The following is a 13,113-nucleotide window of genomic DNA, read 5'->3' as shown; positions in this document are numbered from 1 at the left end:
CACATGAACTATTTATTTATCCCCTAAAAAATTAGTTGTGATATTTAAAAGTACAATTTGACTCATGATCATTAATGATTCCAATACTCTGCAAGTAAGCATATATAACAACTGGCCCCGTGAACTTAAACCCTATCTTTTTCATTGCTTTTGAAATATATTCTGACAATGCATCTTTTGACGGCACCTCTGCTGGTATCTGAATATTGTGATCTATCACCTGATTTTCCGTAAAATGCCATATATAATTTGAGAAACTACCATATGATGTCTGTATTTGCTGAATTACCTTTGCATTATGAATCGTGGCTAAAATTTTTTGCTTGTTACGAATGATATCAGCGTTCTGGCACAACCGATAAACATCATCATCACCCATTTTTGCCACAGATTCGAGATCAAACGACCAAAAGGCTTTTTTTAAGTGATGACGCTTTTTTAATACAATCTCCCAGCTCAGACCAGCTTGAAATATTTCTAATGTTAATAGCTCAAATAACAAGCTATCATTATTTTTTAGGGGATGTCCCCACTCCAGATCGTGATATGTCATCATTAAAGGCGTCGTTTTACTACCAGAGGCCCATGCACACCGCGCTATTTTTGTTGTATTAGCCATCGTAATATCCTACTGATTGGTTCCTTCTCTCTAGTCCTTGCATCACGAGTTTGCCAATAAATAATATGTGCAATAGTTGCTATAGTAATTCCGGCAGTTATTGTTATCACAAGTGGTTTCTGTTTCATGCTCTTAACCTACCATTATAATTTTTACTCTTGTTAAAATTAATCATACCATTCATTGTTAATTATATGTAAAAAAAAATCATACCCAAAGGTATGATTTCGGCATTAAATTATTACTTCGCTTGAATAGCTTCACGAGCAGCAGCTGACAAGTTGTAGAATGAATGAATACCCTTGTATTGTGCTGTTGTATCCAACAATTCTTCGATACGGATCAATTGGTTATACTTTGCAATACGATCAGTACGTGACAATGAACCTGTCTTAATTTGACCAGCATTTGTAGCAACAACCAAATCAGAAATTGTTGTGTCTTCTGTTTCACCTGAGCGATGTGACACGATAGCTGTATAACCAGCTTCCTTGGCCATCTCAATGGCTTCGAAAGTTTCTGTCAAAGTACCAATTTGGTTTACCTTGATTAGAATTGAGTTAGCAGCGCCCATGTTGATACCCTTTTGTAGGTATTGCGTGTTAGTAACAAAGAAGTCATCACCAACCAATTGAACTTTCTTGCCCAATTCAGAAGTGATTTCAGCCCAATCTTCCCACTCGTTTTCATCGATAGGATCTTCGATTGAAATGATTGGGTAACGATCAGCCAAGTCTTCAAGATACTTAATGAATTCAGGTGTTGTGAATTCATCACCTGTTGACCAACGCAACTTGTATGTCTTTGTTGCTGCATCATATAATTCTGATGAGGCAACATCGACTGCAATTGCGATATCCTTACCTGGCTTGTAACCAGCTGCTTCAATAGCGCGGATCAAATATTTCAATGGTTCTTCATTATCAGCAAAATCAGGTGCAAAGCCACCTTCATCACCAACTGAAGTTGCCTTACCGTCTGCTTCTAACAACTTTTTCAAAGCATGGAAAGTTTCAGCACCATAGCGAATGGCTTCTTTAACTGTTGGTGCACCAACAGGCATAATCATGAATTCTTGGAAGTCAACCTTGTTAGCTGAATGTGCACCACCATTAATAACGTTCATCATTGGTGTAGGCAATACGTATGAGTTTGCACCACCCAAATATGAGAACAATGGTACACCCAATTCGTCGGCAGCAGCACGTGCTGCTGCAATTGAAACAGCTAAGATAGCGTTTGCGCCCAACTTACCCTTGTTTTCTGTACCGTCGAGTTCGATCATAGCTTGATCGATTGCACGTTGGTCAGTTACATCGAACTTACCAACCAAAGCTTTAGCGATAACATCGTTAACATTGGCAACAGCCTTTGTTGTACCCTTACCACCGAAGCGTGACTTGTCACCATCACGCAATTCAACAGCTTCGTGTTCACCAGTTGAGGCACCAGAAGGCACCATACCGCGACCGAAACCACCTAATTCTGTGATAACTTCTGCTTCAAGTGTAGGGTTTCCACGTGAGTCAAGAACTTCACGTGCGATAATATCAGTGATTAAAGACATATGTCTATTTCTCCTTTGGTTTATGGTTTTATACCATGTATATTATATCACAGAGAGCTCGTTGAAACACACGTTGTCGCATAATTATTTCACAATGGGGCTTCAATCGCATGATTAATCGCCTTTTTTAGGCGATATTGCATTTGCTCCAAGCGGCGCCCGCTACTTGAAGTAGTCATTGCTTTTACACCCAAAAAATGTAATGCTGCTTTTTTAAATTCGGCTGTTTGCGCTAGTTCAGTATGCTGCAACATATCTTTTAAAATAACTAACTTTTCTGGATTATAAGTATCTGTTCCTTGTTCGAAACAGTAACCATCCGCTTCAGCACTGTCTGACATTATTGTTTTTTCAAAATCGGATTTAGCAGTATAATGTGCTCTAACTAAATCTGTTGCATGATTTGATAATGCCGTAATAAAATAAGTGGAAAATTTAGCACGTGGTTGTCGTGTATCAAATTTATTAACACATTTAATCAATACTTCCAATCCATCAGCATACCAATCATCGGCCGTCATTCTACCACTTATTTTACGACGATGGACATCAAATACAGCACCCTTTAAATGTTTTATTAAAACATGATAAGCAAAATCATGTCCTCTTTGTGCTGCATGTACAACTGGAACTAATTTGTCCTTACCCAAATATATTATCCTCACTATTTTATAGTGGGTGACGTGAATTAAATCCTTGATAAATTAACAAACTCGCTGCAACGCTAGCATTTAAACTTTGAACATGACCAACCATCGGAATTGTAAGCATACTATCAACTTTCTTTTTCAAAAGTGGTGATATGCCTTTCCCTTCATTACCAATCACTAAGGCAGTGGGTCCCTCAGCATCCCAACGACGATAATCATCACCCGACATGTCAGTTCCAAAAACCCACACACCACGATCTTTTAATTCCCCCACTACATTAACTAAGTTCGTGACACGCGCAACAGGCACATGCTCAATGGCACCTGTAGAAATCTTAGCAACCGTTGCCGTCAACTGAACAGCACGTCGCTTAGGAATAATAATGCCATGAACCCCAGCTGCATCAGCAGTTCTCAAAATGGAGCCTAAATTATGTGGATCCTCAATACCATCAAGAATGAGAAAGAAAGGGGCTTCATGATGTGCGTCGGCAAAGTCAAACAAATCATCAACAGTTGCATATGCAAATGCAGCTACGCTTAGAACAACCCCCTGATGATTACCGCCATCAGTCAATTCATCCAATTTAGATTTAGGTGCTTGCTGAATAACCAAACCCCTTTTTTTAGCCAATTGCGTTATTTCATTTCTAATTTTGTCCTGCAAACCTGTCTGCAACCATACTTTGTTTATCTCTTGTGTTCCTTTAAGAGATTCGACACTGGCATAATGCCCATAAACAAATTCTGCTTGATCTGCTGTTCCCTGTTCACGTTTCATTCACTTGTTCTCCCTGTCTCAACTTGTTCAAAAATCCAGCGCATCAATTGACTAATGCGTTCATGTTGTTCAGATAAATAAAGATAACCGAACAAGGCTTCTACACCCGTTGAAATGCGATACGTTACCACATCAGTATTTTTTGCCTTTGTATGTGATTTGGCATTACGTCCGCGCTTAAAATACACAAGTTCTTGTTCAGTCAGTATGTTATCTGTTGTCATATGATTAAATAAAGCCGCGTGTGCTTTGGCAGAAACGTAGAACTTACTTTGTTTCTGTAACGCATTCACTTTAGTTATTCCTAATGATAATAAATATTGGCGCACTTCAAGTTCGTATATTGCATCACCGATATAAGCCAACGACAACCCATTCATTTGTTCGTATTGTAAATTATGCATAATTATATTATACGCGAGATTTTCACAACGCGTACAAGTTTGATAAATGTTCTGCAGAACTATTTTAGTTTAGCGAATAAAACATTTGTTGCCCATCTTTTTGGCCTAATTGGACATATTTTGGCCTAATTAGATTATTGTTAAAAAAAAACCAGCCACATATAAAAGTGACTGGTTTTTTAATATTTAAGTGCTATGTGGTTGAAAGTCTATTCTTCAAAAGACTTAGCAACATCATCTAACTTAGGAATATCAGGCGTTGGTTCTTGCTCAACTTCTGGTTGCGCAACAACTTCCCCAACGACTTTACTCTTAATTTTACGATACTCTGCCATACCTGTTCCAGCAGGAATAATCTTACCAATAATAACGTTTTCTTTCAAACCTACCAATGGATCGTTCTTTCCTCTGATAGCAGCATCAGTCAAGACACGCGTTGTTTCTTGGAATGATGCAGCAGACAAGAATGAATTCGTTTCCAAAGCAGCTTTCGTAATACCAAGCAAAACAGGACGTGCTGTTGCAGGTACTAAGCCATCAAACAAAGCTGGTTCGTTGGCTCGTTGGAAATCGGCAATATCCATTAACATACCTGGCAAAAGACTAGTTTCACCTGGATCCATGACGCGTACCTTACGCAACATTTGACGAATCATAACTTCAATATGCTTATCAGACACTTCAATACCTTGCAAACGGTAAACCTTTTGGATTTCCGTCAACATGTATGATTCTGTCGTTAATGTATCAGTGACCGCAAGCAATTCCTTAGGATCAATTGGTCCTTCATTAATGGCATCACCACGTTGAATGTCATCCCCTTCAGCAAAACGCATACGCGCTGCCAATGGTAGTGTGTACGTACGTGTATCAGTTTCGCCTTCAATCGTTACAGCCTTTGTACGTTCAGCTGGATTTTCTTCGATGGCAACCACTGTACCCGTTACTTCAGAAATTTCGGCGCGTCCCTTAGGAATACGTGCTTCAACAATTTCTTGCACACGAGGCAAACCTTGGGTAATATCGTTTCCACCAGCAACACCGCCTGTATGGAAGTTACGCATGGTCAATTGTGTACCTGGTTCACCGATTGACTGTGCTGCAACGGTTCCAACTGCTTCACCAACTTCAACTTCTTCACCAGTAGCCAAGTTGCGACCGTAGTCTAACACTGACACACCGTGTTCTGTTGTTGAAGTAAAGACGGAACGAATGGTTACTTCTTCAATGCCAGCTGCAACGATTGCTTTAGCAACATCTTCATCAATCATTTCGTTACGTGAAACTAACTTATCACCCGTTTCTGGATTAAAGACTGATTTCATTGCGTAACGACCCAAGATACGATCGTACAATGGTTCAACAACAGATGTACCATCCATGATTGCTTTAACAGCAACACCACGGTCAGCGTTATTATTCCATTCACGAACGATAACGTCTTGCGCAACATCAACTAATCGACGTGTCAAGTAACCAGAGTTGGCAGTCTTCAAGGCCGTATCTGACATTCCCTTACGCGCACCGTGAGTTGAAATAAACATTTCCATCACAGTTAAGCCTTCACGGAAGTTGGCAGTAACCGGCAATTCAATAATCTTACCACCAGGACCAGCCATCAAGCCGCGCATACCAGCTAATTGAACGAAGTTCGAAATGTTACCACGCGCACCTGAATCTTGCATCATGAAGATTGGGTTAGTTGGTTCAAACGACGCAATCAACTTATCTTGGATAACATCTTTGGCTTTTGTCCAGATTTCAGTAACACGTTGATAACGCTCACTATCAGTAATCAAACCACGACGGAACTGCTTGGTCACTGTTGCAACTTGCTTGTGTGCATCTTCCAGAATAGCTGGCTTTTCAGTCAATTCTGTCACATCATTCATCGAAACAGTCAAACCAGATTCAGTTGACTTTTCATAACCAAGATCTTTCATACGATCCAAAAGCAATGATGTTTCGGTTACCTTGTAACGCTTATAGACTTCAGCAATAACATCTGATAAGAAGCCTTTTTTGAAAGCGCCAATAACTGCTGTGTCAGCCAAATAGTCATGAATATCTTCACCGGCTTCGATGAAGAATTGTTCACTAATACCCTTGAAGTTATCTTCAGATGGTTCATTAATATATGGAAAATCAACTGGCAAAATTTCATTAAAAATCAATTTACCAACAGACGTCACCATAATCTTTGAACGTTGTTCATCAGTAAATGGTTTTGCTTCTGGGAATGAAGACGTCTGGATACCAATACGTGTGTGGTAATGGACTACCTTACTTGCAAAGGCAATTTTTGCTTCTTCAACTGAAGAGAAAATCATACCTTCACCTTCACGACCAGCTTCTTCGGTCGTTAAGTAATAGTTTCCAATAACCATATCCTGAGATGGTGCCACAATTGGCTTCCCATCTTTAGGTGCCAAAATATGACCCGCAGCAAGCATCAACAAACGTGCTTCAGCTTGTGCTTCATCAGATAATGGTACGTGAATGGCCATCTGATCGCCATCAAAATCGGCGTTATAGGCTTCGGTAACCAGTGGATGCAAACGCATCGCCTTACCTGAAACCAATACCGGTTCAAAAGCTTGGATTCCCAAACGATGCAGTGTAGGTGCGCGGTTCAAAAGAACTGGGTGTTCTTTGATAACGTCTTCCAATACATCCATCACATCTTCATCAGCTTTGTCAATCTTACGCTTAGCTGACTTAACATTGCCAGCCAACTTACGTGTGGTCAATTCTTTCATGATGAACGGACGGAACAATTCAATTGCCATTGGACGTGGCAATCCCATTTGGTTCATTTTTAAGAATGGTCCAACGTCAATGACTGAACGACCTGAGTAATCAACACGCTTGCCCAACAAGTTTTGACGGAAGCGACCTTGCTTACCCTTTAGCATGTGAGATAGCGACTTCAATGGTCGATTACCTGGTCCAGCTACAGGACGGCCACGACGACCATTATCAATTAATGCATCAACGGCTTCTTGCAACATACGCTTTTCATTTTGCACGATAATGCCTGGGGCATTCAAATCAAGCAAACGCTTCAAACGATTGTTACGGTTGATGACACGACGATACAAATCATTCAAATCAGATGTGGCGAAACGACCACCCTCTAATTGAACCATTGGCCGCAAATCTGGTGGAATAACTGGAATCACATCCATAACCATCCATTGCGGCTTATTATCTGACTGCAAGAAGGCTTCGATAATATCTAAACGACGTACGGCACGTACACGTTTTTGACCTGTTGCTTCTTGTAATTCGCGCTTCAACTGATCTGCTTCGGCAGCTAAATCAACACTTGCCAACAAATCTTTAATTGCTTCAGCACCCATGCCAGCCTTAAAACTAGCACCATATTCGCGCTTCAGTTCACGGTACTCACGTTCTGTCATCAATTGCTTCTTTTCAACTGGTGCATCACCAGGTTCAATGACAACATATGACGCAAAGTAAATAATTTCTTCAAGTGAGCGTGGTGACATGTCTAAGACAAGTCCCATACGTGACGGGATACCTTTGAAGTACCAAATATGTGTAACAGGTGCAGCTAATTCGATGTGCCCCATACGTTCACGACGAACTTTTGATGATGTGACTTCAACGCCACAGCGATCACAAACGATTCCCTTGTATCGGATTCGCTTATATTTACCGCAGGCGCATTCATAATCCTTTGTAGGTCCGAAGATGCGTTCATCAAACAGGCCATCTTTTTCTGGCTTAAGTGTTCGATAGTTAATCGTTTCAGGCTTCTTTACTTCACCATAAGACCATGAACGGATCTTATCAGGAGAAGCCAAACCGATTTGCATGCTTTCGAACTTGTTAACATCGATTGCCATCTATTTGCTGTTACCTTTCATTATTTATGATATCAACATGTCTCGCAATCACTGCACGTTTGCTATAAGTTACTCTTAATCACGCGATTAAAAATAACTTATAACAAACGTGCCATGACAATGACACATTGTATTTGTATTTTAATTTTCGTCGGTTACTTCAGTATTATCGCGAGATTCTACCTTAGAGAATGCTGCAGCAACTTCTTCATCTTCTTTATTTAACAACTCAGGGTTAGAACGAACCAACTTTTCAAGTGCATCAACTGGCAAAATTGAATCATCTTCATCCATTTGACGTAATTCAACTTCATCACCTGCATTATCCAAGACTTGCATATCCAAGCCAAGTGCTTGCAATTCTTTTACAAGCACACGGAATGATTCAGGCACACCTGGACGTGGAATTGGTTCACCCTTGATGATTGATTCATAAACCTTAACACGACCAGCAACATCATCTGACTTATAAGTCAAAATTTCTTGCAAAGTGTATGCAGCGCCATAAGCTTCAAGGGCCCAAACTTCCATTTCACCGAAACGCTGACCACCAAATTGTGCTTTACCACCCAAAGGTTGTTGCGTTACTAATGAATATGGTCCGATTGAACGCGCATGAATCTTATCATCGACCATGTGGGCAAGCTTCATATAGTGCATGACACCAACGCCGACACGTTTATCAAAGGCTTCACCAGTACGGCCGTCATAGACAACTGACTTACCGTCTTGTGGCAACCCAGCTTCGCGTAAAGCTGCTTCAATCTCATCATCACTTGCACCGTCAAAGACAGGTGAGGCAACATGAATACCCAGCTTCTTAGCCGCAAAACCAAGATGCAATTCAAGAACTTGACCAATGTTCATACGTGAAGGCACACCCATGGGTGACAACAAGATATCAATTGGTGTACCATCTGGCATGTATGGCATATCTTCTTCAGGAACAACAACAGAGACTGTTCCCTTGTTTCCATGACGGCCGGCCATCTTATCACCAACTTGAATCTTACGTTTTTGTGCAATATAAACACGAACCATCATGTTAACACCCGGTGCTAATTCATCCCCGTTTTCAGGCGTATAGATACGGACATTTTGCACAACGCCGCCACCACCATGAGGAACACGCAAAGATGTATCACGTACTTCACGTGCCTTTTCACCAAAGATAGCATGTAACAAACGTTCTTCAGCTGATAATTCAGTCACACCCTTTGGTGTCACCTTACCTACCAAGATGTCGCCATCATGAACTTCTGCTCCCACACGAATGATGCCATCAGCATCCAAATCCTTCAATTGGTCTTCGCCAGTATTAGGAATTTCGCGAGTCATTTCTTCCGGTCCGAGTTTTGTATCGCGGGCCTCTGAATCATATTCTTCAATATGAATTGATGTATAAACATCTTCACGAACTAGGCGCTCGTTCAAAACAATGGCATCTTCGAAGTTATAACCCTGCCAAGTCATAAAGGCAATCAATGGGTTTTGTCCCAAAGCAAGTTCACCTTTTTCCATTGATGGGCCATCAGCCAAAACTTCATCGGCTTCAACATGCTCACCTTCATGGACAATTGGCTTTTGGTTATAGTTTTTACCACCGTTTGAGCGGCGGAACTTCATTAGTTCGTACGTATCAAGTTGACCATCTTCACGACGCACACGAATTTGACGCCCATCAACATATTCAACAACACCAGCAGCACGAGAAATCATGGCAACACCAGAATCGTGAGCAGCCTTATATTCGATACCTGTACCAACAAGTGGTGCATGTGGGTCAAGCAAAGGTACGGCCTGACGTTGCATGTTGGCACCCATCAAGGCACGGTTAGAATCATCATTTTCTAAGAAAGGAATCGCTGCTGTACCAACAGAAACAACTTGCTTAGGCGAAACGTCCATGTAATCAATGCGATCTATTGGTGTTTCGATGTTTTCTTCACCAAAACGTGCCATAACTGTATCGTGAACGAAACTACCATCATCGTTCAACGGTGAGTTCGCCTGTGCGACAATATAGTTATCTTCTTCATCAGCAGTTAAATAGTCGATTTTGTCAGTAACCATATGGGTTGTCCAATCAACACGACGATAAGGTGTCTCAATGAAGCCATACTTGTTAATGCGACCATAAGTAGCTAATGAGTTAATCAAACCAATGTTTGGACCTTCTGGTGTTTCGATTGGATCAATTCGACCATAGTGTGTATAGTGCACATCTCGCACTTCAACACCAGCACGATCACGTGTCAAACCACCAGGTCCAAGGGCTGAAAGACGACGCTTGTGGTTCATTTCGCCCAATGGATTTGTTTGGTCCATGAACTGTGAAAGTTGCGATGAACCAAAGAATTCTTTAACAGCTGCCACAACAGGTCGAATGTTGATTAATTGTTGTGGTGTAACTGTATTTGCATCTTGAATTGACATACGTTCACGCACAACACGTTCCATACGTGTCAAACCAATACGGAATTGATTTTGTAGCAACTCACCAACCGAGCGAATACGACGGTTACCAAGATGATCAATATCATCAACGTTTCCAATGCCTTCTTGTAAATTCAAGAAGTAGTTCATACCAGCTAAGATATCTGCTGGACGCACTGTCCGGTCATTTTCATCAATGTGCCCATTACCAATTAATAGTAATGTTTTTTCAGGATTCTCAGGTGATTCAATTTTAATTTTTTGGAGTGTTACAGGTTCTTCAAGTACTGCGTCTCCTGATGGTGTATAAGTTGTTGTCTTGAAGTCTTCACGATCCAAGAACGGACTCAATTTAGACATCACAGTCTTATCAACTAATGTGCCTTTTTCAGCAATGACTTCACCAGAATCCGGATCAGCTAATGTTTCAGCTAATGTTTGATTAAGCAAGCGTGTTTTTAATGACAACTTCTTGTTAATCTTATAACGTCCAACTGAAGCTAAATCATAACGCTTTGGGTCAAAGAAGCGTGCGACCAATAAAGCACGTGATGAATCAGCTGTCTTGGGTTCTCCTGGACGCAGACGTTCGTAAACATCTTTCAAGGCTTCCTCAACACGTGAATCCGACATGTCTTTATGCACATCTTTTTCAAGCGTCATGTTCAAAGCATCATATTGGTCAGAGAAAATATCAATGATGTCAGAATCTGATCCAAAGCCTAATGCACGTACTAGTTCTGTCATCAACAGCTTACGTGTACGATCAATACGGACGTTAGCAATGCCCTTAGCATCTGTTTCGTATTCCAACCAAGCACCACGGTTAGGAATAACTGTTGTTCCATAACGTGGGCGACCATTTTTATCATTTTCTTGGTTATAGTAGATACCCGGAGAACGTACTAATTGGGATACAATAACACGTTCCGCACCATTAATAATGAACGTTCCTTGTTCTGTCATTAATGGGAACTCACCAAAGAATACATCCTGAGACTTAATTTCACCGGTTTCATGGTTCGTCAAGCGTAAAGTCACATGTAATGGTGCTGAATAATTGGCGTCGTGTTCACGCGCCTCATCAATATTATACTTTGGTTCCATCAATTGATAATCAACATATTCCAAAGACAATGTCCCTTGGAAGTCATCGATTGGCATGATGTCACCAAACATTTCTTTGATACCTTCATCTAAGAACCATTGGTAAGATGCCGTTTGAATCTCAATCAAATTCGGCACATCAAGTACTTCTTTGATGCTAGCATATGAACGACGGGTACGGTGCTTACCGTACTTTACTAAATGTCCTGCCACATTTATCACCTCGTTTGTTTTTTGCTGCGTTTTGTTATTACAATTTGGTTACAAAACGGTCTTTTAGACTATTTTTGTTCCCGCATAGGCACAAAAAAAGCAATCGCCGCTGTTTCCGCAGACAACGTTTGCTTCAATATAAAGGCATTGCGGACAATATTTCGCAAAATTCCGTATTTATTCACAGTACTACTATCAATAATTATACGCTTTTACCACTAATTTGCAAGTCCAATTAAATGTGATCAATATCAAATTCTGGAACAGTTGGGTCCCGAGCAATTTCAATTAATTGTAAAAATTTTTTAGGATCTAATGCAGCCGTTCCTACCAAAACACCATCAATATCATTTTGTGACATAATCTCACGCGCATTATCCGGTGTTACCGACCCACCATACAACACCCTAACCTGTTCGGCGATAACCGGTGAATAAAGCTTTGCTAATGTTTGACGAATTAAATGTGCTGCTTTTTGCGCTTGATCAGCACTTGCCGCTTCGCCGGAACCAATAGCCCAAGTTGGCTCATAAGCAATCGTCACATTACGAATCTGATCTACTGACACACCTGCTAATGCTGCTGCAACTTGTGCAACAGACGGTTCTGCATCCATAAACTGTGCATAAGTACTCATATCTTCATCAACATCAATAATCGGGCGTAAGCCGTTACGTAATGCAGCGGTTACTTTCAAATTCACAGTCGAATCTGTTTCGTTAAAAAATTTACGGCGCTCAAAGTGGCCAATTAAAACATAGGTTGCGCCAATGTCTTTCAAAGCCTTAGGAGAAGTCTCCCCTGTATAAGCACCACCGTCTTCCCAATGTACATTTTCAGCGACCACATGTATAGGTGTGCCCGCCGTCGTCCGAACCATGTCAGCTAAAAACAAATCCTGTGCCGCAATTCCTGTTTCAACAACTTTTTGGTCGGGCACCTTATCATTGACTTGTGATAAAAAATCCATGACATCAGCTTGCAATTTATTAATTTTCCAATTAGCAACGACAAATGGCACACGCTGTTCTTTATGCATCTTTGACATGATTATTTATCATCTCCTTGTAACATCATAAACATAAATGCTGCCTCAATTAATAGTAACATTGCTGTATATTGCACGTCTTCATTAACAAGGTGGAGCAAAACGTAACTCACAACTAACACGCCAAGCCCCATACTTGTTTTAATCAATTTACGTTGATACTTGCTTTGATTTAGCTGTTCAACTAGTCGGTCATTTTCAGACCTTAATTCTGATACATCTAACTTCAATGCTTCTATTTGATCTAATAATTGATCATTTTCTTGTTGCATATTTTCTAAAGCAGATTGTGGTATAACGTCTTCTGCCTTTTCATCTCGCTTTGTTCGTTTAAAAAGTAGCATCGTTGTTCTCCATTGCTTCTATTTTACCACAAGGAAAAACTGAATAGCTTTTAAAAGTAAAAGGCACCTCCC

9 protein-coding genes are annotated in these 13,113 nt (G+C 40.6%); all 9 read right to left on the bottom strand.

Annotation, left to right across the window (positions count from 1 at the left end; translation table 11 throughout):
• Window positions 1–31: 31 nt before the first annotated feature.
• The 9 genes from FAZ25_RS04090 to FAZ25_RS04050 all read right to left on the bottom strand — a co-directional run bounded on the left by FAZ25_RS04090 (window position 32) and on the right by FAZ25_RS04050 (window position 13,041).
• Window positions 32–619: a DNA-3-methyladenine glycosylase I gene (locus FAZ25_RS04090; RefSeq protein ID WP_048801684.1), complete on the bottom strand. Its 588-nt coding sequence runs from the start codon at window positions 617–619 to the stop codon at window positions 32–34.
• 241 nt (window positions 620–860) lie between these two features.
• Window positions 861–2,186 (bottom strand): phosphopyruvate hydratase, encoded by a 1,326-nt coding sequence (eno, locus tag FAZ25_RS04085; protein WP_004899326.1) that lies wholly within the window; start codon window positions 2,184–2,186, stop codon window positions 861–863.
• A gap of 89 nt (window positions 2,187–2,275) precedes the next feature.
• The gene (locus FAZ25_RS04080) at window positions 2,276–2,836 is read right to left on the bottom strand and encodes a sigma factor (RefSeq protein WP_004899328.1); all 561 of its coding nucleotides are present in this window, start codon (window positions 2,834–2,836) and stop codon (window positions 2,276–2,278) included.
• Between the two features lie 19 nt (window positions 2,837–2,855).
• Window positions 2,856–3,617 carry a 23S rRNA (guanosine(2251)-2'-O)-methyltransferase RlmB gene (gene rlmB / locus FAZ25_RS04075; RefSeq protein ID WP_048801686.1) on the bottom strand — a complete coding sequence of 254 codons (762 nt, stop codon included), beginning with the start codon at window positions 3,615–3,617 and terminating at the stop codon, window positions 2,856–2,858.
• Window positions 3,614–4,021 (bottom strand): Mini-ribonuclease 3, encoded by a 408-nt coding sequence (locus FAZ25_RS04070; RefSeq protein WP_048801687.1) that lies wholly within the window; start codon window positions 4,019–4,021, stop codon window positions 3,614–3,616. Before FAZ25_RS04070 ends, rlmB begins: the two co-directional genes overlap by 4 nt.
• A 209-nt stretch (window positions 4,022–4,230) precedes the next feature.
• A complete protein-coding gene (gene rpoC, locus FAZ25_RS04065) occupies window positions 4,231–7,893 on the bottom strand; it encodes a DNA-directed RNA polymerase subunit beta' (RefSeq protein ID WP_048801688.1) in 3,663 nt (1,220 codons plus the stop codon).
• 141 nt (window positions 7,894–8,034) lie between these two features.
• Window positions 8,035–11,649: a DNA-directed RNA polymerase subunit beta gene (locus FAZ25_RS04060; protein ID WP_100665075.1), complete on the bottom strand. Its 3,615-nt coding sequence runs from the start codon at window positions 11,647–11,649 to the stop codon at window positions 8,035–8,037.
• Between the two features lie 235 nt (window positions 11,650–11,884).
• Window positions 11,885–12,697, bottom strand: a complete 813-nt coding sequence (gene tpiA / locus FAZ25_RS04055) for a triose-phosphate isomerase (protein WP_004899338.1) — start codon at window positions 12,695–12,697, stop codon at window positions 11,885–11,887.
• A 2-nt stretch (window positions 12,698–12,699) separates the two neighbouring features.
• Complete coding sequence (locus tag FAZ25_RS04050; RefSeq protein ID WP_004899340.1) at window positions 12,700–13,041, bottom strand: hypothetical protein; 342 nt, start codon at window positions 13,039–13,041, stop codon at window positions 12,700–12,702.
• Window positions 13,042–13,113 lie beyond the last annotated feature (72 nt).

This window comes from Leuconostoc sp. LN180020 (assembly GCF_014844115.1).
In the GTDB taxonomy this organism is placed as follows: Bacteria; Bacillota; Bacilli; order Lactobacillales; family Lactobacillaceae; genus Leuconostoc; species Leuconostoc citreum.
Note: the sequence above shows the minus strand (reverse complement) of the source record. Positions and strands in the feature narration are given on the sequence as shown.

Bases quoted from the DNA above. Each gene is read 5' to 3' on its own strand.
- FAZ25_RS04070 (WP_048801687.1), bottom strand. From the start codon at position 4,021: ATGCATAATTTACAATACGAACAAATGAATGGGTTGTCGTTGGCTTAT.
- FAZ25_RS04050 (WP_004899340.1), bottom strand. From the start codon at position 13,041: ATGCTACTTTTTAAACGAACAAAGCGAGATGAAAAGGCAGAAGACGTT.
- rpoC (WP_048801688.1), bottom strand. From the start codon at position 7,893: ATGGCAATCGATGTTAACAAGTTCGAAAGCATGCAAATCGGTTTGGCT.
- FAZ25_RS04090 (WP_048801684.1), bottom strand. From the start codon at position 619: ATGGCTAATACAACAAAAATAGCGCGGTGTGCATGGGCCTCTGGTAGT.
- tpiA (WP_004899338.1), bottom strand. From the start codon at position 12,697: ATGTCAAAGATGCATAAAGAACAGCGTGTGCCATTTGTCGTTGCTAAT.
- rlmB (WP_048801686.1), bottom strand. From the start codon at position 3,617: ATGAAACGTGAACAGGGAACAGCAGATCAAGCAGAATTTGTTTATGGG.
- eno (WP_004899326.1), bottom strand. From the start codon at position 2,186: ATGTCTTTAATCACTGATATTATCGCACGTGAAGTTCTTGACTCACGT.